The sequence below is a fragment of the Micromonospora sp. WMMD1155 genome (genome assembly GCF_029581275.1).
Lineage (GTDB): Bacteria > Actinomycetota > Actinomycetes > Mycobacteriales > Micromonosporaceae > Micromonospora.
On sequence record NZ_CP120742.1, the window covers coordinates 3,032,189 to 3,053,398 of the forward strand.

The following is a 21,210-nucleotide window of genomic DNA, read 5'->3' on the forward strand; positions in this document are numbered from 1 at the left end:
CCGTCAGCCGAGGAGGAACTCGCGCAGCGTGGGGGCGAGCGTCGTCGGCGGCACCTCGTGGTTGCCGCCGTCGAGGCTGACGGAACGCCCGCCAGGGACCGCCTCGGCCGCGGCCCGACTCCCGTCCCGGAGCCACTGTGGACTGCCGGTGCTGTCCACGGCGAGGGTCGGTGCCGTGATCGCCGCCAGCCGGTCGGCCGGCAGTCGCCCGCCCGCCGTGATCGCCGCGTCGTACGGCAGGGTGTGCGCGATCGCGGTCAACGAACCCCAGATCGGTTGCGTCCGCATCCCGGCGACCGCCTGGGGCGGCAACCCCACCGACGTGGTGAGGAACGCCTCCACCGCGCCGTCCCGATCGTCGGCGGCGATCAGCTCGATGAGCTGTGCGGTGATGTCCTTCCGGACGCCCATGTGCGAGCCGACCTGGAACGGCGGCTCGAACAGGACCAACCCGGTCACCGGAAGACCCTGTGCGGTGGCGAGCGCGGCCAGGACCGCGCCGGACGAGATCCCGTAGACCGCCGCGGAACCACCCGCCGCCGCGATCACCGCCGCCAGGTCGTCGATCTCCCGGCCGATCTCGTACGGAGCCGTGTCGCCGCTGTGGCCACGACCCCGGCGGTCGTAGCCGAACACGGTGAAGTCCGGCGCCAGCGCCGCCCCGAGCGCGCGGGTCGTGTTGCGGTCGTTGAACGCGCCACCGACCAGGACGAGCGCGGGGCCCGCCCCGGACCGTTCGAACGCGATGGGCGTGCCGTCCGCCGATCGCACCTGCTCCACCGTCGGTGTCGTTCCGCTCACGATGCCGTCTCCGTCCGTGTCGATGCCACTCGTCCTTTCTAGACCCCCGGTCTGACGCTGTCCGCCAGACCGGCGCAAACGACGCGAGCCGCCGGCACCCACCAATATCCGGTGCACCGCCGTCCGAACGGCGATCGATCTCGATTCCGCCCGACTCGCAGCTCCGACGGTCTGCCTGGCTCGCCCGGTCGGCGTCCGGATGAGAGGCTGTCGGAGCGGGCGGCATCCCCCACCGCCGCCAACCGCGACCCTTCCGACGGCGTCGGGTCCGCGGCCTGGTCGACCCAGAGGCCGGGCACCGCACAGGCCGATTCTCACGAGGAGATCCATGTCCATAACCAGGACGCGTCGGGCCGCTGTCGGTCTGACCGCGCTCGCGGTGGCCGCGTTCGGCGCGGTCGCCACCAGCCCCGAGGAAGCCGACGCGCGGCCGAAGCCGGTCGACGTCACCCTGCTGGCCCTCAACGACTTCCACGGCAACCTCGAACCGCCGAGCGGCTCCAGTGGCACCATCGCCGGGCAGACCGCGGGTGGCGTCGAATACCTGGCCACCCACCTGGCCGAGCTGCGCGCCGCCGCCAAGAAGAAGAACACGATCACGGTTGCCGCCGGTGACCTGATCGGCGCGTCCCCGCTGCTCTCCGCCGCGTTCCACGACGAGCCGACCATCGAGGCGCTGAGCATGGCCGGTCTGGACTACGCCAGTGTCGGCAACCACGAGTTCGACGAGGGCGCGGCCGAGCTGTTGCGCATCCAGAACGGCGGCTGCCACCCGGTCGACGGATGCGCCGACGGCACCCCGTACCGGGGCGCCGGCTTCAAGTACCTCTCCGCGAACGCCTTCAAGACCGCGACCGGCAAGCCGCTGATGGCCCCCTACGCGATCCACCGGGTTCAGGGCGTCAAGGTCGGTTTCATCGGGATGACCCTGGAGGGCACCCCGCAGATCGTCAGCCAGCAGGGCGTCGCCGGCCTCAGCTTCGCCGACGAGGCCGACACCGCCAACCGGTACGCCCGTGAGCTGCGCCGCAAGGGCGTGGAGGCGATCGTCGTACTGCTGCACGAGGGTGGCACCCAGGCGGCGACCGGTGGCATCAACGACTGCGTCGGCATGACCGGGCCCATCGTGGACATCACCAACCGGATGGACCCGTCAATCGACGTGGTGGTCAGCGGGCACACCCACCAGGCGTACAACTGCAACATCAACGACAAGCTGGTCACCAGCGCCAGCTCGTTCGGGCGCCTCGTCACCGACATCGACCTCAAGATCGACCGTCGGAGTGGCGACGTCCTGTCCGCCTCCGCCAACAACGTCGTGGTCACCCGGGACGTCACCAAGGACCCGAAGCAGACCGCGCTGATCAACCGCTACAAGACGGTGCTCGGCCCGGTCGCCGGACGCCAGGTCGGCGTCACCAACGAGGCGATCACCCGGAGTCAGGAAACCCTCTTCGGTACGAGTCTGGGCGAATCGCCGCTGGGCAACCTGATCGCCGACGCGCAACTCGCCGCCACCGACGACGAGGAGGGCGCGGTCGCCGCGTTCATGAACCCGGGCGGTGTCCGGGCCGACCTCGACGCGGGCCCGGTCACCTACGAGGAGGCGTTCACGGTGCAGCCGTTCGCCAACAACCTGGTGACACTCGACCTGACCGGCGCGCAGCTCTACTGCGTGCTGGAGCAGCAGTTCGTCACCGCCCGTACGCTCTACCCGTCGGTCACCGTCGGCTACGTCGTCGACCCGAACGGCACCACCGGCACGACGGCCGACCCGTGCGCCGGCACCCGCGTCGTCCGGGGCAGCCTCACCATCGGCGGCACCACCGTCGACACCGCCGCCACGTACCGCGTCACGGTGAACAACTTCCTGGCCGGCGGCGGTGACGGTTTCAGCGCCCTCACCGGCGGAACGAACCAGGTCACCGGCCAGATCGACCTGGACGCCTTCGTGGACTACCTGACCGCCCAGTCGCCGGTGTCCGCGCCGGCGCTGGACCGGATCCGCACCACCGCCGAGGTCCCCGCCGCCTGACGGTCGACCCCGCGACGTCGGGCCCCGGAGCGAATGCTCCGGGGCCCGACCCTTTCCCGGCCTTGTCCAGTCCGTATCCCGCGTCGCCCCGCCCTGACCCTGGTCGGTCGGCTGGGGTCGGCCGCCCGTGCCGGACTCGCCCTGACCCTGGTCGGTCGGCTGGGGTCGGCCGCCCGTGCCGGACTCGCCCTGACCCTGGTCGGTCGGCTGGGGTCGGCCGCCCGTGCCGGACTCGCCCTGACCCTGGTCGGTCGGCTGGGGTCGGCCGCCCGTGCCGGACTCGCCCTGACCCTGGTCGGTCGGCTGGGGTCGGCCGCCCGTCCCGGACTCGCCCTGACCCTGGTCGGTCGGCTGGGGTCGGCCGCCCGTCCCGGACTCGCCCTGACCTGCCTCGTTCCGCCCTCGTCGTTCGCCCGTTCGCGTTGCGCGGCCCGGATGCGTCGTCCGCTCGCCCAGGCTGTGTCGCCTGCTTGAGCACGGGGTGGCCTCCGGGGCGCGCGGATGCCACTCGATCCATGATCGAGCGCGATCTTGCGGCGCCGGGCGGGATCCGCGAGCAAGATCCGCGCAACATCGGGGATGTTGCTGCCTCCAGCCCGTCTGAGACAGCAACATCGGGGAACTTGTGCGGATCTTGGGCGCAGGGCGCAGGGCGCAGGGCGCAGGGGCCGTGGGCGCGGGTCATGGTGGGGGCGCGTGGGGTGAGGGTGCGTGGTGTGCGGGGTGGGGGCGCGTGGGGTGGGGGCGCGTGGGGTGAGGGCGCGTGGGGTGAGGGCGCGCGGTGCGTGGGGTGCGGGGTGGCGCGCGCGGGCGTGGAGTGGGAGCGCGGGACAGGCGGGGTGCGGGTCAGGCGGGGGTGGGGGTCGGTTCGGGGGAGGTGACGGTCGGCGTAAGTCGGCCGTCCTGATCCGCGCTGAGCAGTCGGCGCAGCGACAGGGCGACCAGGGAGGCGACCAGGCAGCCGCCGACCACTGTCGCCACCCAGACCTTGCCGTCGGCGGCACCGATGAGCGGGCCGGCGGTCACCGGGCCGATCACCCCGCTGATGCCGAAGATCATCGAACTCATCGCGTTGTACCGGCCGCGCAGCTCGTCGGTGGCCAGCGCGTTGGTCAGGGCGGGCATGACCGGTGACAGCATCGTCTCGCCGAAGCCGAAGATCGCCGAGCAGGCCACCACGCAGAGTGCGGCCAGCAGCGCGTTCTCACCGCTGACCAGGCCGGCCGCGCCGAGGACCAGCCAGGCGGTGGCGAACACCGCACCCACCACCGCAAGCGCCCGGGTGCGGCTACGCCCCTCGATCCGCCGGATCACCAGTAGTTGGGCGAGCACGATCATGACCGTATTGGCGGCCAGCGCCCACGCGACCACTCGGGTCTCCACCTCGGCCACCCGCACCGCGTACGCGGCGAAGCCCACCTCGATCTGCGCGTACCCGCAGGTGGTGAGGATCAGTCCGAAGATCACCAGCCGGCGGAACGGGCGGTCGCGCAGCACGGTGAGGTAGCCACCGGGCGACGGCTGGTCGACGCCGGTGCGGCTGCCGAGGCGGTGGCCGACCCCGGGCAGGGTGAGCAGGATGATCGCCGGCATCAGGTAGGTCACCGCGTCCAGCAGGTAGATCGTCTGGAAGGTGCCGGGTCGGGCGGTGTCGACGATCGCGCCGGAGGTCATGCCACCGATGCCGATGCCGAGGTTGAGCAGGGCGAAGTTCAACCCGAAGACGCGTTGCCGCTCACCGTCGTCGGTCAACGAGGCGAGGATCGTGTTCTGCCCGGACCAGATCGCCGAGCTGCCGACGGCGACCACCGTCATCACCAGCAGGGCAGACCCGGTCGAGTCGACCAGCGCGAGCGAGCCGGTGCCGACCGCCTCGATCAGCAGGCAGGGCACCACCACCCGACGCGCGCCGAACCGGTCGATCAGCGTCCCTCCCAACGGCGAGAGGGCCAGGGTGACCGCGCCGTACCACCCGATCACGAGCCCGGCGCGAGCGTCGGTGAGCCCGCGTACGTCGGTCAGGTAAATGAACAGGAACGGTAGGGTCAGGCCGCGCCCGATCGCCGACAGCAGGGTGCCGACGAGGATCCGGCGGGCTTCCGGGCGGCGGGGCAGGGCACGACGCAGCATGACCGGCATTCTGTTCGTCGGGTGCGACAGCACGCGACTCGTTTAGGTCGTTCCAGGCTGTCGTCGCGGCCGACGGGTGATCAATCGTACGGTGTCCGGCGGGTCTGCGATGCTGGCCCGATGACCGGCACCTGGCGACATCTGCCCGCTACCGCCCGCGGCATCGCGGTGACCGCCACCGCAGCGGTGGCCGCCGCCCAGGAACGGGACGGGCAGGCGTACGACGAGGCTGTCTCTGGGCTCGCCGCGGACGACCGCTCCGGCCTGGTGCTCGGCGCGGTGGTCCGGCTGCTGCTGGAGGAGAGCCATCCGGAGGGGGTGACCGGCGACGACGTACGCCAGGTGTTGACCCGCTGCGTGCAGGGGGCGACGCGGTGGCGCTCGGACGTCGACCCGCACGTGGTGCTCGTCCTGCTGGCCGGCGCCCTGGGCGTGTACGACCCCGAGGGCGACGAGTCGCCACCGGACGCGTCCGCACTGGCCCGGCACGCTCCACTGTTGGTGGCGGACCTGCTGGCGGCGACCGGTGCGCCGTTGAACGGCTACCTGGCGGCGGCGTTCGCCGAGATCGAGCGCACCGAACGACAGGACTGACCGGGGGTGGCGGCCAGACCGGTGTGTGGCCGCCACCGTTCCAACAGGTCAGGCCGGGTCGGCGATACGCCGCGCCATGACCTCCAGGTATTCCGCCGGGATGCGGACCGTGCCGTCGGTGGACCGGTTGTGGGTGCGGGCCAGCTCCACCAGGTCCGCGTGCAGCTCCGGTCGGCGTGCCTCGGGCAGCGCCTCGAAGGCCTTCAGGGTCGGACCGTAGTTGGCCCGGAAGAAGAGGGCGAACTCCTCAGGCGTACCGAAGCGGAAGACGAACTCCCGGCGTACCGCCCGAATGTCGCCCACGGCCCCGCCGAGCAACTCGCGGACCCGGCCCTCGTCGCCCCACTGCACCGGCGGGCGCAGCCCCGCCGGTGGCGGCACATGCCGCCCCACCGTGCGGAACAGCTCGCCGATGAAACCCTGCGGCGTCCACGACGCCAGAGCCACGGTGCCTCCGGGCCGGCAGACCCGGACCAACTCGGCCGCCGCCCGCTCCTGGTGCGGAGCGAACATCACGCCGACGACGGAGAGCACCGCGTCGAACGCGCCGTCGGCCGCGGTCACCAGCAACTCGGAGATCGGGTGGATGAGGGCGGCGACAGCCCCGTAGTCGCCACTGGCCCAGGTCACCTGCTGGCGTGCCTTGACGGCGGTGAAGTCGAGTGTGGTGGTCATCGGTGGTCTCCCTCGGACGGCTCGTCGTGCCACCGACGCTAGGTGTGGCAGCACCTCCGGGGATCGGTAGAAACACCTATATTGGCTGCGTAGAGCCGGTGCGCATCCCGAAAGGCGCGGCTCGGCCAGCCGGGCGCGGGCTGCCGGGCCGGGCTCCGTTGAAATGCTGAGAGGGCACATCCATGGATCGGATGTGCCCTCTTGCCTCTGGTCGGGGTGGCCGGATTCGAACCGACGACCTCTTCGTCCCGAACGAAGCGCGCTACCAAGCTGCGCCACACCCCGAGGCGTGCCGACAAATAGTAGCCCACCCGGTCCGATGGTCAAACTCGGTACCCCCGCCGCCCGGAACACCCCGCCGGAGCGACCAAGATCCGCACAACTTCACCGATGTTGCTGCCTCGGCGCGTCCTGAGGCAGCAACATCCCCGATGTTGCGCGGATCAAGCGCGGCGCGCCCCGGACGAGCGCGGCGCGCCCCGGACGAGCGCGGCGCGCCCCGGGCGAGCGCGGCGCGCCCCGGGCGAGCGCGGCGCGCCCCGGGCGAGCGCGGCGCGCCCCGGGCGAGCGCGGGTCAGCGGGGGATGAGGGTCAGGATGCTGGCCTCCGGGGGGCAGGCGAAGCGGACCGGGGCGGTGGGGTGGGTGCCGAGGCCGGCGGAGACGTGCAGCCAGGAGTCCGAGCCCGGCCACCGGTGCAGGCCGCGCGCCATCGAGCGGGGCAGGCCGCAGTTGGTCACCAGGGCCCCGTAGCCCGGTACGCAGACCTGACCGCCGTGGGTGTGCCCGGCCAGCAGCAGGCCGAAGCTGTCGGCGGCCATCTGGTCGAGCACCCGTGGCTCGGGGGAGTGCGTAACGGCGATGGACAGGTCGGTGGAGGACGAGACCGCGCCGGCTACGGACGGGTAGTCGTCCCGGTCGATGTGGGGGTCGTCGACCCCGACCAGGTCCACCTGCCGACCGCCGGCCTTCAGCATGGTCCGGGCGTTGTTGAGGTCGACCCATCCGGCGCCGGTGAAGACCTGGCGCAGTTCCTCGTAGGGCAGCTCGACACCCTCGGTGTACTCCCGGTCGGGCAGGAAGTAGGTGAACGGGTTCTTCAACACCGGGCCGGTGTAGTCGTTGGAACCGAAGACGAACGCTCCGGGGAAGTCCAGCAGCGGCTGGAGGGCCCGCAGCACCCCGGGCACCGCGCCCGGGTGGGCCATGTTGTCGCCGGTGACCACCACCAGGTCGGGGTCCAGGGCGGCCAGCGACGCCACCCAGCGCTGCTTGCGTGCCTGGTCGGGCATCATGTGCAGGTCGGACAGGTGCAGCACACGCAGCGGCTCCGCGTCGGCCGGGAGCACCGGCACGTCGTACCGCCGCAGGGTGAACATGTTGCGCTCGACGAGCGACGCGTACGCGAGGGTGGCCGCGCCGACCGTGGCGGTTCCGGCGGCAAGCCGGAATAGTGTGCGCTTTCGCATGGCGTTCAGGGTAGTTTGACCGTCCATGAGCACGCTGAAGGACCGCCTCACCGCCGACATGCGTTCCGCGCTCAAGGCGCGCGACGAGCTGACCACCTCCACACTGCGGATGGCCCTGGCCGCCGTCGGCAATGCGGAGGTCGCCGGCAAGGCCAAGCGCGACCTCACCGACGACGAGGTGCTCGCGGTGCTGACCAAGGAGGCCAAGAAGCGCCGGGAGGCCGCCACCGCGTTCGCCGACGCCGGTCGCGCCGAGCAGGCCGCGAAGGAGACCGCCGAGGGTGAGGTGCTGGACCGTTACCTGCCCAAGCAGCTCCCGGACGCCGAGCTGGCCGAGCTGGTGTCGGGGGCGCTCGCCGCGGGCGGCTTCACCGGTAAGAGCCAGATGGGCCCGGCGATGAAGGCGGCCCAGGCCGCGGTGGCGGGTCGGGCCGAGGGCGGTCGGGTGGCCGCGGAGGTACGCCGACAGCTCGGTCTCTGACACCAGCGGGACCAGCGCCGGCCATGACCGGCCGGACAGACGAACGGGCGGGCACCCGAGGAGGGTGCCCGCCCGTTCGTGTCCTACTCGTCGGCTCAGCCGCCGGGACGGCCGTTGCCGGGTCGGCCGGGCTGGTTGCCGGGCGGGTTGCCCGGCGTGCCGTCGGTGTTGCCCGGCGCGCCGCTGCCGCTGCTGACCTGGATGCTGACCAGCCCGCCCTTGATCGTGCGACCGTCCGGGCTGGTGCCGGCGGCCTCGCCGGCCTTGCACGAGGAGGGGACCTTCGCGCTGGAGACGACCGGTTCGAAGCCGGCGCCCTTGAGCCGGGACTTCGCCTGCTCCACCGAGATGCACTTCACTTCGGGGATGCTGCGCTGGTCGCCCTCGGAGATCTTCTGGCCGGGCGGCTCGAAGTTGATCTTCGGCTTGCCCTTCATGGCGTCCCGCAGCGTCTCCCACACCGGCGGGTTGATGCCGTCCTTCTCCGCGTGCTTCATCTTGACGTTCGTCTGCGGCCAGTCCGGGTCGGCCATGATGCCGGCAACCGAGTACTGCTTGGTCATCGCGACCAGGGCGGCGGTCTTCTCCGAGTCGGTGGTGCCGGACTTGCCGGCCACCGGGTAACCGACGTCGCCGCGGACGTTGGGGGCGGTGGCACCCGTGCACTTCGAGGACGACGACTTGTCACCGACCGGGCAGCGGGCGGCGTCCACGGCGGCGCGGGCCACGTCGGTGCTGAACCGCTTCTCGCAACGCGGGTTGGCGATGTCCAGTTTGTTGCCCTCCGGGTCGCGGATCTCCTGCACCGGGATCGGTTCGCAGTACTTACCGTCCGCGGCGAGGGTGGCGTAGGCGTTGGCCAGGTCGAGCGGGGTGGTCTGCGAGACGCCCAGGGTGAACGCGCCCCACTGGTGCGCACCCTTCTCCAGGTCCAGGTCCTCCTGGGACCGGAAGTTGATGCCCAGCCGCTTCGCGGCCTTGACCACGTTCTCCGCACCGACCTGCTGCTGCAGTGGCACGAAGTAGGTGTTGACCGAGCGGCCGAACGCGCTCCACATGTTGTGCGGGCCGGCCATGCTGTCGGTGGAGTTGGTGGGGCAGTAGAAGCTGGTCCCCGGGCAGGCCGCCGGGCCGGGCCGGATGATGTATTCCGACTTGAACTGCTTCGGCGCGTTGATGCTGTAGCTGAGCGGGATGCCCTTCTCCAGCGCCGCCACGATGGTGAACATCTTGAACGTCGACCCGGCTTGGTAGCCGGTGATGCCGTCGCCGCCGGTGAGCAGCGGGTTCACCGTCGCCGGGTAGTTGCCCCGGATCTTCCTCTTGCTCTTCGCCGGGTCGCTGGAGATCTTGTTCTTCGGGTTCTTCGGGTCGTCCAGCTTGAACTGCCTGTTGACCGCGAGCGCCCGGACCCGGCCGGTGCCGGGCTCGACCACCGCGACCATGGCGGCTTCCTTGCTGTTCTCGCTCTTGGCCTTGCGGACCGCCTTGTCCGCTGCCCTCTGCGCCTGGACGTCGATCGAGGTGACGACGGTGTAGCCGCCGCTCTTCAGACGACGCTCGCGGTCGTACGTGGTCGAGCCGAACGTCTCCTGATCCATCCACCAGCGGTAGAAGTAGTCACAGAAGAAGCCCCAGCTGTTGACGTTGGCGGAGACACAGCCGTTCGGGGTGCGCTTGTCCTTCACCTCGAGCTTGACGGCCTTGGCGGCGTCGGCCTCCTGCTGCGTGATGGCCTTGATCTCGACCATGTTGTCGATGACGTAGTCGCGCCGCTCCAGGGCGAGCGGGTAGCCGGCCTTGGTGGTCGGGTCGTTCGTCGTCGGTGCCTTGACCATGCCGGCCAGCAGCGCCGCTTCCTCGATCTTGAGCTTGCTCGGCGGCTTGCCGAAGTAGACCTGGCTGGCGGCGAAGATGCCGTACGCGCCGTTGCCGAACGAGGCGAGGTTGAGGTAGCGGGTGAGGATCTCGTCCTTGGAGAACTCCTTGTCGACCTGCAGAGCCAGCCGCATCTCGCGGAGCTTGCGGGCGCTGGTGTCCTCGGTCGCCGCCACCACGTCGGCCGGGTGGGTGGCCGAGTAGGCGATGGCCAGCCGGACGTACTGCATCGTCAGCGTCGAGGCGCCCTGCCGGCCGGCACCCTCGTTCTGGTTGTTGACGAACGCGCGGGCGACACCGTTGATGTCGACGCCGTTGTGCTTGTAGAAGTCGTGGTCCTCGGCCGCGATGATGGCCTTCTGCATGTACGGCGAGATGTCGGCGAGCTTCACGTCGCGCCGGTTCTCGTCGTACATCGTCGCGAGCGGTGTCTTGCCGTCCGAGGCCAACAGATAGCTGATCTGTGGCGCGCGGGCCACGGTCAGCTCCGTGGGCAGGGCGCCGAATGTCTCGGCTCCGGCCTTCGCGGCCAAGCCGGACATCGCCACCGCGGGGAAGGCCGCCGCAGCGACCACCACGCCGGCCAACAGGCCACACACGAGTAGCGATGCGGCGTTGGTCAGCACATTGTGGTCACGTTTCCGCATCCAGGTCACCTCGACAGGGTACGCGAGTAGGGAACGAGGGGCGCTGGGGCGTTCTTTCCCCATTTCCTGCGCGCGCTGCCCTCGTTGTGCTAAACGCACGACCCCCGGTGCTTGGTTGCGTGTGACCTGGCGTGAGTCTCCTCCGAATCGAGGAGGCGGCGCAGCGTTATCGCTGACCTGTGCGGGGTAACCGGCGGTCGAAGGCCCGGGAAGCCGGGAGTGTCCGGAATGATGGATTTCGCCGACAACGTTGCGTAATCGGTCGACTACAGAGCATGATGGGGGCGGCGACAGAGCCACATGTCGTCCGCGCCGCCTTGGGGAAGGTAGGCCGGGCGACCGGGGGGAATTGCCGGCTGACGTGCATCGACGAGGTCGGTAGGTACTGCAAGGGGGGACGTGTACACATGGGCATGATCACTGACTGGCCGTCGCTGGCGGCATGTCAGAACGGGGACCCGGACGCGTTGTTCGTACAGGGCGCCGAACAGAACGTGGCGAAGCGGATCTGCCGGAGCTGCCCAGTTCGGTACGAGTGCCTGGCCGACGCGCTGGACAACCGGATCGAGTTCGGTGTGTGGGGTGGCATGACCGAACGCGAACGGCGGGCGCTGCTGCGTCGTCACCCGCAGGTGACGAGCTGGCGCAAGATGTTCGAGGCCGCGATGAAGAAGAACAGCAAGGACAAGACCGGCAAGGACAAGATCCTGGTCAGCGCGACCAACTGAAGCCGGTCACGGCCGGCTGATCGCCGCGCCGATCGTCCGCAGCCCGTCGACGTCGTGTACGTCGGCGGGCTGAGCCGTCACCGACACCGCCGGCACCGCCGGGAACGCCTCGGTGAAGCGCGCGGCGACCTGCTGCTCGCGTACCGCCTGGCGGGCCAGCGCCGCGTGGGCCCGCAACAGGTCGGCGGTGGCCTCGTGCCCACCCAGCTCGGTCAGCCGCTCGGCGGCGACCCGGCTCTGCTCGGCGTCCAACTCCGGCACCGCCGGTCGGTGCACCCGGTTGAGCACCAGGCCGGCGAGCGGCATCCGCTCGTCACGCAGACGGCCCGCGAAGTAGGCGGCCTCCCGGACCGCGTCCGGCTCCGGGGCCGCGACCAGCAGGAAGGCCGTCTCCCGCGCCTGAAGGATGCGGTACGTCTGCTCCGCGCGCTGCCGGAAACCGCCGAACATCGAGTCCAGGGCGGCCACGAAGCCGGACAGGTCGGTGAGCAGTTGTGCGCCGAGCACCTTCTGCACCACCTTCGAGAACATCCCGAACGAGGCCGTGACCAGGCTGAACATGCTCCGACCGCCGCTGCGCGCCGGGGCCAGCAGCAGTCGCAGCATCCGGCCGTCGAGGAAGCGGGAGAGTCGGGCCGGCGCGTCCAGGAAATCCAGTGCCGAGCGGGACGGTGGGGTGTCCACGACGATCAGGTCCCACTCGCCCCGGGCGTGCAGCTGACCCAACTTCTCCATCGCCATGTACTCCTGCGTGCCGGCGAAGGTCGAGCTCATTGCCTGGTAGAACGGGTTCGCGAAGATCTCCGCGGCCTTCGCCGGATCGGTGTGCTGCAGCACCACGTCGTCGAAGGTGCGCTTCATGTCCAGCATCATGGCGTGCAACTCGCCGCCGCTGCTCTCGACGTCGATGCCCTTGACCTGACGAGGGGTGTTGTCCAACTCGGTCAGGCCCAGCGACTGCGCCAGCCGGCGAGCCGGGTCGATGGTGAGCACCACGGTGCGCCGGCCGTGCTGCTCGGCAGCCCGCAGTGCCAGCGCCGCGGCGGTGGTCGTCTTCCCCACCCCGCCGGCACCGCAGCACACGACGATCCGTACGCCGGGGTCGGCGAGGATCTGGTCGACGTCCAGCCGCGGCGCCGCGTCTTCGGAAGGCACCAATCGAGCGTATCGGGCCGCGTGGGTCCACGCGCCGGTGCTGAGCTCAGGTGTGAGTCAATCGGCGCTGACGAGGGCTCGGGCCAGGGTCATCAGGCCCGCCCGGTCCACCCCGTCGGGCAGCAACGGCAGCTCGATCATCGGCAGCCCCAACTCCACCAGGTCGGCGCGGAGCGAATCCTCCAGTTCGCGCCGGATGAGCTGGTCCCGGGCCTCGTCGTGCAAACCGGCCACGATGTCCCGGTCGGCAGGCAACCCGGCGGCGACCAACCCGCGTCGCAGCTCGGCGGCGGTGAGCGCCGGACCGGCGGGCAGTCGGGGCCGAGCGCCGTTGACGATCACCTTCCCGACGCCGAAGCCGAGCGAGGTCAGGTCCGCGATGGCGTCCACCGTCTCCTGTACCGGCATCTCCTCCAGCAGCGTGACGACGTGCACCGCGGTCATCGGGGAGCGCAGCAGCGCTGAGACGCCCTCGCTCTGGGTCTTGATCGGGCCCACCTTGGCCAGCCGGGCGGTCTCCGCCGTCACGTTGAGGAAACGGCCGATCCGTCCGGTCGGCGGGGCGTCCAACACCACCGCGTCGTACGCGCGGCGCTGCCCGGAGGTGCGGGTGGTCGCCTCCTTCACCTTGCCGGTGAGCAGCACGTCCCGGAGGCCCGGCGCGATGGTGGTGGCGAAGTCGATGGCGCCGAGCTTGCGCAGCGCCCGGCCGGCCGCGCCCAGCTTGTAGAACATGTCGAGGTACTCGAGCAACGCCTCCTCGGCGTCCACCGCGAGGGCGCGCACCTCACCGCCGTCCGGTGCGTCGGCGAGGTGCCGCTCCTCGTAGGGCAGCGGGTCGATGCCGAACAGTTGGGCGATGCCCTGCCGCCCCTCGACCTCGACCAGCAGGGTGCGCCGACCACCGGCGGCGAGCGCGAGGGCCAGGGCCGCCGCGACGCTGGTCTTGCCGGTGCCGCCCTTGCCGGTCACCACGTGAAGGCGGGCGGACCATCCCGTACCGGCCGGTTCGGTCGGCCGCTCAGCTGCACACACCCGTCGAGCCTATCCAGGGTCGGCGGTCACGCGACCTCGCAGACCCACCAACCCGTCTTCTGCACCACTGTGAAACGTAGGTCCTGGTCAGCCACCTTCTCATCGGAGGTGGTCATGGTGACCCGGGTGGAGACCGTGGCCCGGTCGCCGGTCTGGTTGTCCACCTTCGGGGTGGTCCACCGGAAGCGGGGGTTCTGGTGCGCGGAGGCGTACTTCTGCACCTCGGCGACCTTCGCGGCGATCTTCTCGTCGTCGCGGGAGGCCGCGCAGACCCGGCTGGCCGCCTTGGTGGCGTCACGGTCCTTGTAGACCGCGGTGAGGAACTCGTCGACCGCGACCGCCGGCTCCTTGGCGCCTTCGCCGGTCTCGGCGTCGCGCAGGGTCAGGAACGCCACCACACCACCGCCCACGCAGAGCACCATGATCACGACCAGTGCGATCGCCGCGATCAGCAGGCCGTTCTTCTTCTTCGGCGCGCCGGTGCCCTGGTACGGCGGATATCCCGGCGGGGGTGGTGGGATCTCCGCGGTGCCCGACCCGGGCGGAGCCGCAGCCGGGGTCGGTCCGACCGGGCGTTCCGGTTGCCCGACGTCACCTGCCTGGGCGGGGGCGGCGGGGAGCGCCGGCTGGGCGGAGGCCGCGGGGAGGGCGAGTCGCCCGGACGGTGCGGCGGGGGCTGTCTGGCCGGGGATGGCCGGAGGGCCCGACTGGCCGGCGGGCTCCGGGTGGGCCGAAGGGTGGGCGGTCGGGCCGGCCTGGTCGCCGCTGGGCGGTTGGGTCATCGTCGTTCCCTCGGGGGTGCGACGCCCGCCGCCACCCAGGGCGTCGAGCGTGATCGAGCGGGCGGCCGGGCGCTGCGCGACCGTCCGACCGGAAGGGTAACTGTCGATTACCGATTCGGCGTCGCCCTGCCATACCGAGCGGGCGTCCGGTCGGATGGGCCGACAGCGACATCGACTGCCCCCATTGGCGATCTGTCGCATATGTGACTGTTAATGACTGGTTGTGCGCGTCCTGTTGGCGGGACCGGGGCCATCGACCTACCTTCGTCCCGGTGCGGGGGCCGGAACGGACGAATGGGCCCGGGCCGGAAGCATGATCCGAGAGGTACGACCGGAGGCACTGCATGCGCGACGCGGACAACAGCCCTCGCACCCAGTTCCCGACCAACGATCGGCCGCGACGGCCCGGATCCGTGGTCGAGACCGGCGGGGGGCCGGTCGGCGGTCAGCCGGTCAACGAACGGTCGTACCGCCGGATGTCGGAGCAGACGGAGACCGCCCGGACGCCGAGCCGCCCCGCCGAGCGGGCCCGCGACGACGACGAGCCGGGGTACGTCATCCACCTGCCGATCCGCGTGCCGAGTCTGGCGGCGGCGACCGTGCTGGCCGGCCGGGTCGCGGTGTCCCTGGGCTTCCTGCCCGAGCTGGACGCCGGCGAGACCACCGTGTCCAACGCCGACGACCAGAACAACAGGCACCGGGTCTTCTGCGACCTGCTGCTGCCCGACCGGTCCCGCTGCCCCCAGGGGTACGAGCACGAGGGCCTCTGTGGGGAGGTGCCGGCCGCGCCGGAGCAGCGTCCCGCGTCCCGCCCGGCCGGCGGACCGTAGGCTGTCCCTCGAACAATTCCGCACCGAGAGGGAGCGCTTCAGCGATGCAGAAGTGGGAATACTCCACGGTCCCGCTGCTGGTCCACGCGACCAAGCAGATCCTCGACAACTGGGGCGAGGACGGGTGGGAGCTCGTCGCCGTGGTCCCCGGGCCCAACCCGGACCAGCTGGTCGCCTACCTGAAGCGGCCCAAGGCGTGAGCGCGGCGCAACGGATTCCCGAGGTGACGCGGTGAGCAACGGTCCGCACGCGAAGCTCGCCGAGCTGGGCTTCGAACTGCCCGAGGTCGTGCCGCCGGTGGCCAGCTACGTGCCGGCCGTGCAGTCCGGGCAGCACGTCTACGTCTCCGGCCAGTTGCCGATCGCCGAGGGCAAACTGCTCGCGACCGGCAAGGTCGGCGCCGGGATCTCCGCCGAGCAGGCGAAGGATCTGGCGCAGCGCTGCGGGCTCAACGCGTTGGCCGCTGTCGACTCCCTCGTCGGCCTGGAGAACGTGGTCAAGGTGGTCAAGGTGACCGGTTTCGTGGCCTCCGCGCCCGGCTTCACCGGTCAGCCCGCGGTGATCAACGGTGCCTCCGACCTCTTCGGCACCGTCTTCGGCGAGGCCGGTCGCCACGCCCGCAGCGCCGTCGGTGTGGCCGAACTGCCCCTCGACGCCCCGGTGGAGATCGAGTTGATCGTCGAGGTCGCCTGACGCGTCGGCGTCATCCGCGATCCGTCGGAAGGAAGGGCCCTTTTCGCGGCCCTTCCTTCCGGTTCGCCGGGCAAGATCGTGGGGTGTGGCGGGCGGGGTCGTACGATCGCAGCCATGAGCGGGCACGTGACGGCGCCGGCGGCGGCGCTCGCCGACGAGCTGCCGACCTGGGTGACGTTGCTGCGTGCGCCGAACCCCGGGCCGATGACCCTCGACGGCACCAACACCTGGGTGCTGCGCGCCCCGGCCGGCGAGCAGGCCATCGTGGTCGACCCCGGGCCGGCGGACGAGGGGCACCTGACCCGCATCGCCGAACACGGGCCCATCGGGCTGATCCTGATCACCCACGGCCACCCGGACCACACCGAGGGTGCCGCACGGTTGAGCGGACTACTCGGCGGCGTGCACGTCCTCGCGGCCGACCCGGCGCACACCATCGGCGGCGAGCCGCTGACCGAGCCGGATGAAGACCTCGGCGGCTTCGGCCTGGAGATCCGCCTGCTGGGCACCCCCGGGCACACCGCCGACTCGGTCTGCTTCCTGGTCGAGCACGGCGACGAGCGGGTGGTGCTCACCGGTGACACCATCCTCGGTCGGGGCACCACCGTGGTCGCCCACCCCGACGGGCACCTCGGCGACTACCTGAAGAGCCTGGAGCTGCTGTCCGCGTACCGGCGGATCCCGGCCCTGCCGGGCCACGGTCCCGCGCTCGCCGACTGCGCCGCCGCCGCCGACTTCTACCTCGCGCACCGCCGGGCGCGGCTCGACCAGGTCCGGGCCGCGGTCGCCGCCGGAGCAAGCACGCCCGCCGACGTGGTGGCGGCGGTCTACGCGGACGTGGACCGCTCGCTCTGGTGGGCGGCCGAGTGGTCGGTCCGCGCCCAACTCGAATATCTGGGTGTCGACCCCGGGGAATCCGCGCCCGGGGTCAGTGGGTTGGAGCACATGTGACCTGCCCCGTGTGTGGAACCGTCGCCGTTCCCGGCGCGCGGTTCTGCCACAACTGCGGTGCCGCGTTGCCGGCCGCCGCCACGTTGCCGGCGGCCGAGCGCCGGGTGGTCACCGTGCTCTTCGGTGACCTCTCCGAGTTCACCTCCTGGTCCGAGGACCTCGACCCGGAACGGGTCGGCGCGGTCACCGACCGGGTGCTCGCCGCGCTGGCCGGTGCGGTGAAGACGTTCGGCGGGCATGTCGACAAGCTCACCGGCGACGGGATCATGGCGGTCTTCGGCGCTCCGGTGGCGCACGAGGACGACGCCGAACGCGCGGTTCGGGCCGCCCTGTCCATGCAGCGGGCCGTCCGCCGGGTGCTCGACGACGAACGGGGCGGCGGCGCGCCGCTCGGACTGCGCGTCGGCTTGAACACCGGTGACGTCATCGCGGGCATCCAGGCCGCCATCGAGTACACGGTCATCGGCGACACCGTGAACACCGCCGCCCGGCTGGCCGACGCCGCCGCCGTCGGCGCGGTGTACGCCGGAGGGCGCACCGCCGCCGCGACCCGGCACGTGTCGTCCTGGCGGGCGCTGCGCCCGCTGCGGCTCAAGGGCAAGCGGGAACCGGTCGAGGCGTACGAGCTGCTCGGTCTCCTGGACGCGCCGGGCACCCGGTCGGGGCTCGGCGACGAGGCACCGTACGTCGGCCGGGAGACGGAGATCGGTCGGGTCGCCGGTCGGCTCGCCGAGGTGATCGACCAGGGGGACCCGCGGGTGCTGCTGATGACCGCCGAGGCGGGCATCGGCAAGTCCCGGTTCGCCGCGGAGGTCGAGCGCCTCGCCGCCGGGTACGACGTCGGCCCCGGCCGGTACGCGGCGCACACCGGCGCTCGGGTGCTCTCGGTGCGGTGCGCCGCGTTCGGTGAGCGACGTCGGCTCGCGCCCCTGGCCGACCTGGTGCGTGCCGCCGTCGGCCTGCCCAGTGACGCGGCCACCGCGCTGACCCGACCGGCCGTGGAGGAGCGACTGCGGCGGCTCGGGCAGCGACTCGCCCGCTCCGGCGGCGAGACCGCGCCGATCGCCGCCGAGCAACTGCTCGCCCTGCTCGGCTACGGCGAACTGCCCGCCCACCCCGGCACCGACACCGGGGAGTGGGGTGGGTCGGGCGTCCCGGCCGCGGACGCGGAGACGGTGCCGAACGCGGTCGCCGACCTGCTCAGCGGCCTCGCCTCGGAGGCGCCGCTGGTGATCGTGGTGGACGACCTGCACGACGCCACCGCCGAGACGATCAGTGCCCTCGGGATGACCCTGTCCCGGCTCACCGGCCCGGTCCTGGTGCTGCTGCTCGGTCGGCCGGAGCTGGTGCGTACCGCCGGGGCGCTGACCCGGGTCGCGGACGCCGAGGTGCACTCCCTGCCGCCGCTGCGCGGTGCCGACGCGGCACGGCTGCTCACCAGCTACCTGTCCGGTGGCAAGCTGCCCCAGGCCGACACGGACCGGCTGCTCGCCACCGCGCAGGGCAACCCCTTCTACCTGGCCGAGTTGGTCACCCTGCTGATCGAGCGGGGGGCGCTCACCACGGAGTCCGGGCGGGGCGTCCGCGGGTCGGGGGAACGCCCCGGCACCGGCGATCAGAGCGCGTCGGCCAGTTGGCGGCTGGTGCCCGGTTCGCTGGGTAGCCGTCTGCTCTCCCGGGACCTCGCCGCCGTCCTCGCCGCCCGGATCGACGCCCTGCCACCGGATGCCCGTTCGGTGCTGCGTGACGCCGCGGTGATCGGGGACACGGTGCCGAACGGCGCGTTGGAGGCGATGCGCGAGCAGCGTGCCGGCCGCGACGGTCGACCGTCGGCCGTGGTCGCCGTGGAACTCGACCGGGCCGTCGAGGAGTTGCTGCAACGCCGGATGCTGCACCGCTCCCGCAGCGGCTACTCGTTCGCGACCCCGCTGATGCGGGAGGCGGCGTACGCCGGGGTGAGCAAGGCGGAGCTGGCCGAGCGGCACGCCGCACTGGCCCGCTGGGCGGCGCCGACGGACGAGGCCGCCCCCGCCGGGCCGGGCGGGTTCACCGACGAGGCCCGGGACGACTTCGTGGCGACGCACGTCGAGCGGGCCGCGACGCTCGCCGACGCGGTGAAGCTGCGCCCGGACGCGCCGGCCCGCGCGGTGGTGCCGCTCGGCGTCGCCGCGCTCGGCCGGGCCGCCCGCCGGTCGCTGTCCGCCGGTGAGCCGGTGCTGGCCGTCGAGTACGCCGAGCGCGCCACCGAGCTGGCCCGCGACGGGGTGCCGGCGGCCGATCGGGTGGTGCACGCCCGAGCGCTGCTCCAGGTCGGCCGGGTCGCCGACGCGTTGGCGTACGCCGAGAAGATCGCCGCGAACGCGGGCGACGAGGCCACCCGGGTGGGTGCCCTGCTGCTCGCGGGGCAGGCCCAGGAGACCCTGGGGGATCAGGGTCGGGCGATGACCGCCTGGCAGGAGGCGTTGCAGGTGGCCACCGCGGGCGGCCTGCCCGTCCAACGCGCCACCGCGATGCGTCGACTCGGGATGGCCGACTTCGTGGCCGGACGGCTGAGCCAGGCGAGCAGCCGGTTGGCTGCCGCGTACCAGGTCAGCCTCGGCGCGCAGGACCGGCGTGGGCAGGCGTGGTCGCTGCAGAACCTGGCATGGGTCACCACCACCCGGGGTGACTTCGCCGGCACCGACGCCGTGCTCGGTCGGGCCGCCCGGCTCTTCGCCGAGCTGAAGGACCCGTACGGGCGGGCGTGGCTGCGTGGCACCACGGCGTTCGCCCGACTGCTCGCCGGTCGGTTGCGCGAGGCGTGCCGGATGGCGCAGGTGTTCCTGCCCTTCGGGGAGCGGGTCGGCGAGGCGTGGGCGGTGGGCACGCTGCGCGCGGTGGCCGCGTTCGCCACCGCCGAGCTGGGTGACCTGGCCGAGGCGGACCGGGAGGCCCGGCGGGCGTACCGGGAGTTCGCCGCCGCGTCCGACGACTGGGGGCGGGGGTTCGCGCTGGTGGTCCGCGCTGTGGTGGCGCGAGGGCTGGGCGAGCCGGAGCACGCGGCGGACCTGCTCACCGACGCCCTGGCGTACGCCGAGCGCACCTCGCACCCGCTGCTCACCGGGATGGCCGGCACGCTTCGCGGGTTCGTGGCGTTGGACCTGGGCGACTGTGAGACCGCCGAGCAGATGGCCCGTTCGGTGCTGACCACAGTGGAGCCGCACAACCCGCAGGCCCCGGCGCAGGTGGCGCCTCGGGTGCTGCTGGCGACGGCACGCCTGGCCGCCGGTGACTCGGCGACCGCGGTGGGGCTGCTCGCCCCGGTGGCCACGGCCGCCGCGAACGCGCCCTCGCTGCTGTTCTCCCGCCGCCAGACGATGGCCCAGTACGCGGCGGCGCTGCTCGCCCACGGTCAGCGGGAGCAGGCGTTGGACTGGGCCCGACGGGCGGTCACCGCCCCGGCCGAGGACGTGCGCAGTCAGGTGATCGCGGCGAGTGTGCTGGCCGAGGCGCTGGCTGCCTGCGGCCAGCCGACGGAGGCGCTGTCCTGCGCGGAGGAGGCGGTCCGCCTGGCGTACGCGACCGAGCAGCGCAGCGAACGCCCCGCCGCCGACGCCCTGCACGCCCGCCTCTCCCCCTGACTCCGGTGATCAAGAGGTTTGCGTCAGGAAACGGCCGTGCGGTGACGGAAACCTCTTGATCAACCCGAATGGGTCGGCTGGGTTTCTGCCGGTTTTGGGGATGTGGTCATCGGGGTGAGCCGCTAGCGTGTCACCACCGTCTGCTGGTCCACAGTGGTGACGTCGCCGTGCCTGGGGAGGCCCTTCATGAAGCTGCCGCGTTCCATCGCGGGCTGGACCATCGCGGTCTTCGGCGTGTTGGCGCTGGTGATGGGAACGGTCGGGCTGCTCTGGCCGGAGGCGCAGCTACGCATGCTCGGGTTCGAGGTGCCGGAGACGCGTGCCGTCGGCGATCACACCGGCACCTTCCTGCTGGCGTCCTCGATGGCGGCGTTCAACATGGGCGTCTACTACCTGCTGGCCACCGTCACCGAGTGGCGGGTGTTCTACCGGTTCACGGTGGTCTTCCGGCTGGTCACGTTCACCGTCTTCACCATCGCGGTGCTGGCCGACATCGCTCCGGACCGGTTCTTCGGCGTGGCGGCGTGGGAGGGGCTGGGTGCCGTCGCCACAGCCGTCGGCCTGCGCCTGGACGCTCGCCGGGGCGGGTCGGCGGGCGGTGTCGGCACGTCCGACGGTGCCGGGTCGGCCGCGGTCGCCGAGGAGGGTACCGGTCCGGCCGGTGCCGCTCCGGCGGACGCGGTGCGCTGAGCCATCGGTCGGGTTGG

General features: G+C 71.9%; 19 protein-coding genes and 1 tRNA gene. 11 read left to right on the forward strand and 9 right to left on the reverse strand.

All coding sequences use genetic code 11. The annotated features are described in order from the left end of the window. Positions 1 to 3 precede the first annotated feature (3 nt). Positions 4 to 801 (reverse strand): alpha/beta fold hydrolase, encoded by a 798-nt coding sequence (locus O7617_RS13790; RefSeq protein ID WP_282263956.1) that lies wholly within the window; start codon positions 799 to 801, stop codon positions 4 to 6. Positions 802 to 1,129: 328 nt separating this feature from the next. On the opposite strand from O7617_RS13790, the gene O7617_RS13795 reads away from it, so the two are divergent. Next, positions 1,130 to 2,836: a bifunctional metallophosphatase/5'-nucleotidase gene (locus tag O7617_RS13795; RefSeq protein WP_282263957.1), complete on the forward strand. Its 1,707-nt coding sequence runs from the start codon at positions 1,130 to 1,132 to the stop codon at positions 2,834 to 2,836. A gap of 33 nt (positions 2,837 to 2,869) precedes the next feature. Then, the gene (locus O7617_RS13800) at positions 2,870 to 3,310 is read left to right on the forward strand and encodes a hypothetical protein (RefSeq protein ID WP_282263958.1); all 441 of its coding nucleotides are present in this window, start codon (positions 2,870 to 2,872) and stop codon (positions 3,308 to 3,310) included. 372 nt (positions 3,311 to 3,682) lie between these two features. Here O7617_RS13800 and O7617_RS13805 read toward each other — a convergent pair whose 3' ends face one another. After that, positions 3,683 to 4,966: an MFS transporter gene (locus tag O7617_RS13805; protein ID WP_282263959.1), complete on the reverse strand. Its 1,284-nt coding sequence runs from the start codon at positions 4,964 to 4,966 to the stop codon at positions 3,683 to 3,685. A 120-nt stretch (positions 4,967 to 5,086) separates the two neighbouring features. Here O7617_RS13805 and O7617_RS13810 point away from each other — a divergent pair, with 120 nt between their 5' ends. Next, positions 5,087 to 5,560, forward strand: a complete 474-nt coding sequence (locus O7617_RS13810; RefSeq protein ID WP_282263960.1) for a hypothetical protein — start codon at positions 5,087 to 5,089, stop codon at positions 5,558 to 5,560. A 48-nt stretch (positions 5,561 to 5,608) separates the two neighbouring features. Here O7617_RS13810 and O7617_RS13815 read toward each other — a convergent pair whose 3' ends face one another. The 3 genes from O7617_RS13815 to O7617_RS13825 form a co-directional block, all read right to left on the reverse strand. Then, positions 5,609 to 6,235, reverse strand: a complete 627-nt coding sequence (locus O7617_RS13815) for a methyltransferase domain-containing protein (protein WP_282263961.1) — start codon at positions 6,233 to 6,235, stop codon at positions 5,609 to 5,611. Between the two features lie 208 nt (positions 6,236 to 6,443). Further along, positions 6,444 to 6,520 (reverse strand) — tRNA-Pro (locus O7617_RS13820). A 289-nt stretch (positions 6,521 to 6,809) separates the two neighbouring features. Then, complete coding sequence (locus O7617_RS13825; RefSeq protein ID WP_282263963.1) at positions 6,810 to 7,703, reverse strand: metallophosphoesterase; 894 nt, start codon at positions 7,701 to 7,703, stop codon at positions 6,810 to 6,812. A 25-nt stretch (positions 7,704 to 7,728) separates the two neighbouring features. On the opposite strand from O7617_RS13825, the gene O7617_RS13830 reads away from it, so the two are divergent. Further along, positions 7,729 to 8,184, forward strand: a complete 456-nt coding sequence (locus tag O7617_RS13830; protein ID WP_282263965.1) for a GatB/YqeY domain-containing protein — start codon at positions 7,729 to 7,731, stop codon at positions 8,182 to 8,184. 95 nt (positions 8,185 to 8,279) lie between these two features. On the opposite strand, the gene O7617_RS13835 is transcribed toward O7617_RS13830, so the two are convergent. Continuing rightward, positions 8,280 to 10,709 (reverse strand): transglycosylase domain-containing protein, encoded by a 2,430-nt coding sequence (locus tag O7617_RS13835; RefSeq protein WP_282263966.1) that lies wholly within the window; start codon positions 10,707 to 10,709, stop codon positions 8,280 to 8,282. A gap of 407 nt (positions 10,710 to 11,116) precedes the next feature. Between O7617_RS13835 and O7617_RS13840 the strand changes: the two genes are divergently transcribed. Further along, the gene (locus O7617_RS13840; RefSeq protein ID WP_145778553.1) at positions 11,117 to 11,437 is read left to right on the forward strand and encodes a WhiB family transcriptional regulator; all 321 of its coding nucleotides are present in this window, start codon (positions 11,117 to 11,119) and stop codon (positions 11,435 to 11,437) included. 6 nt (positions 11,438 to 11,443) lie between these two features. Here the strand turns inward: O7617_RS13840 and O7617_RS13845 are convergent, their stop codons facing one another. The 3 genes from O7617_RS13845 to O7617_RS13855 are packed head-to-tail and all read right to left on the reverse strand — an operon-like array spanning position 11,444 to position 14,319. Beyond that, positions 11,444 to 12,595: an ArsA-related P-loop ATPase gene (locus O7617_RS13845; RefSeq protein WP_282263969.1), complete on the reverse strand. Its 1,152-nt coding sequence runs from the start codon at positions 12,593 to 12,595 to the stop codon at positions 11,444 to 11,446. Positions 12,596 to 12,649: 54 nt separating this feature from the next. Beyond that, entirely contained in the window at positions 12,650 to 13,627 is a 978-nt protein-coding gene (locus O7617_RS13850) for an ArsA-related P-loop ATPase (RefSeq protein ID WP_282263971.1), read from the reverse strand. A gap of 26 nt (positions 13,628 to 13,653) precedes the next feature. Next, positions 13,654 to 14,319 carry a hypothetical protein gene (locus tag O7617_RS13855; RefSeq protein WP_282264732.1) on the reverse strand — a complete coding sequence of 222 codons (666 nt, stop codon included), beginning with the start codon at positions 14,317 to 14,319 and terminating at the stop codon, positions 13,654 to 13,656. A gap of 434 nt (positions 14,320 to 14,753) precedes the next feature. Here O7617_RS13855 and O7617_RS13860 point away from each other — a divergent pair, with 434 nt between their 5' ends. From O7617_RS13860 to O7617_RS13885, 6 genes are all read left to right on the forward strand, one after another. Then, positions 14,754 to 15,239: a hypothetical protein gene (locus O7617_RS13860; RefSeq protein ID WP_282263972.1), complete on the forward strand. Its 486-nt coding sequence runs from the start codon at positions 14,754 to 14,756 to the stop codon at positions 15,237 to 15,239. A gap of 44 nt (positions 15,240 to 15,283) precedes the next feature. Then, on the forward strand, positions 15,284 to 15,439 hold the full coding sequence (locus tag O7617_RS13865; RefSeq protein WP_007466198.1) for a DUF4177 domain-containing protein: 156 nt from the start codon (positions 15,284 to 15,286) through the stop codon (positions 15,437 to 15,439). 31 nt (positions 15,440 to 15,470) lie between these two features. Next, positions 15,471 to 15,932, forward strand: coding sequence for a RidA family protein (locus O7617_RS13870; protein ID WP_282263973.1), 462 nt, complete (start codon positions 15,471 to 15,473; stop codon positions 15,930 to 15,932). 114 nt (positions 15,933 to 16,046) lie between these two features. After that, complete coding sequence (locus O7617_RS13875) at positions 16,047 to 16,883, forward strand: MBL fold metallo-hydrolase (protein ID WP_282263974.1); 837 nt, start codon at positions 16,047 to 16,049, stop codon at positions 16,881 to 16,883. Next, a complete protein-coding gene (locus O7617_RS13880; RefSeq protein WP_282263975.1) occupies positions 16,880 to 20,503 on the forward strand; it encodes an adenylate/guanylate cyclase domain-containing protein in 3,624 nt (1,207 codons plus the stop codon). The genes O7617_RS13875 and O7617_RS13880 overlap by 4 nt, the downstream gene beginning before the upstream one ends. Before the next feature lie 186 nt (positions 20,504 to 20,689). After that, positions 20,690 to 21,193 carry a hypothetical protein gene (locus O7617_RS13885; RefSeq protein WP_282263977.1) on the forward strand — a complete coding sequence of 168 codons (504 nt, stop codon included), beginning with the start codon at positions 20,690 to 20,692 and terminating at the stop codon, positions 21,191 to 21,193. The last annotated feature ends 17 nt before the right edge of the window (positions 21,194 to 21,210 follow it).

What these genes read in the sequence shown, in the direction of transcription:
- O7617_RS13875 (WP_282263974.1), top strand. Translation starts at nt 16,047, where the DNA reads ATGAGCGGGCACGTGACGGCGCCGGCGGCGGCGCTCGCCGACGAGCTG.
- O7617_RS13865 (WP_007466198.1), top strand. Translation starts at nt 15,284, where the DNA reads ATGCAGAAGTGGGAATACTCCACGGTCCCGCTGCTGGTCCACGCGACC.
- O7617_RS13800 (WP_282263958.1), top strand. Translation starts at nt 2,870, where the DNA reads ATGCTCCGGGGCCCGACCCTTTCCCGGCCTTGTCCAGTCCGTATCCCG.
- O7617_RS13885 (WP_282263977.1), top strand. Translation starts at nt 20,690, where the DNA reads ATGAAGCTGCCGCGTTCCATCGCGGGCTGGACCATCGCGGTCTTCGGC.
- O7617_RS13825 (WP_282263963.1), bottom strand. Translation starts at nt 7,703, where the DNA reads ATGCGAAAGCGCACACTATTCCGGCTTGCCGCCGGAACCGCCACGGTC.
- O7617_RS13860 (WP_282263972.1), top strand. Translation starts at nt 14,754, where the DNA reads ATGCGCGACGCGGACAACAGCCCTCGCACCCAGTTCCCGACCAACGAT.
- O7617_RS13835 (WP_282263966.1), bottom strand. Translation starts at nt 10,709, where the DNA reads ATGCGGAAACGTGACCACAATGTGCTGACCAACGCCGCATCGCTACTC.
- O7617_RS13810 (WP_282263960.1), top strand. Translation starts at nt 5,087, where the DNA reads ATGACCGGCACCTGGCGACATCTGCCCGCTACCGCCCGCGGCATCGCG.
- O7617_RS13795 (WP_282263957.1), top strand. Translation starts at nt 1,130, where the DNA reads ATGTCCATAACCAGGACGCGTCGGGCCGCTGTCGGTCTGACCGCGCTC.
- O7617_RS13830 (WP_282263965.1), top strand. Translation starts at nt 7,729, where the DNA reads ATGAGCACGCTGAAGGACCGCCTCACCGCCGACATGCGTTCCGCGCTC.
- O7617_RS13805 (WP_282263959.1), bottom strand. Translation starts at nt 4,966, where the DNA reads ATGCTGCGTCGTGCCCTGCCCCGCCGCCCGGAAGCCCGCCGGATCCTC.
- O7617_RS13815 (WP_282263961.1), bottom strand. Translation starts at nt 6,235, where the DNA reads ATGACCACCACACTCGACTTCACCGCCGTCAAGGCACGCCAGCAGGTG.
- O7617_RS13840 (WP_145778553.1), top strand. Translation starts at nt 11,117, where the DNA reads ATGGGCATGATCACTGACTGGCCGTCGCTGGCGGCATGTCAGAACGGG.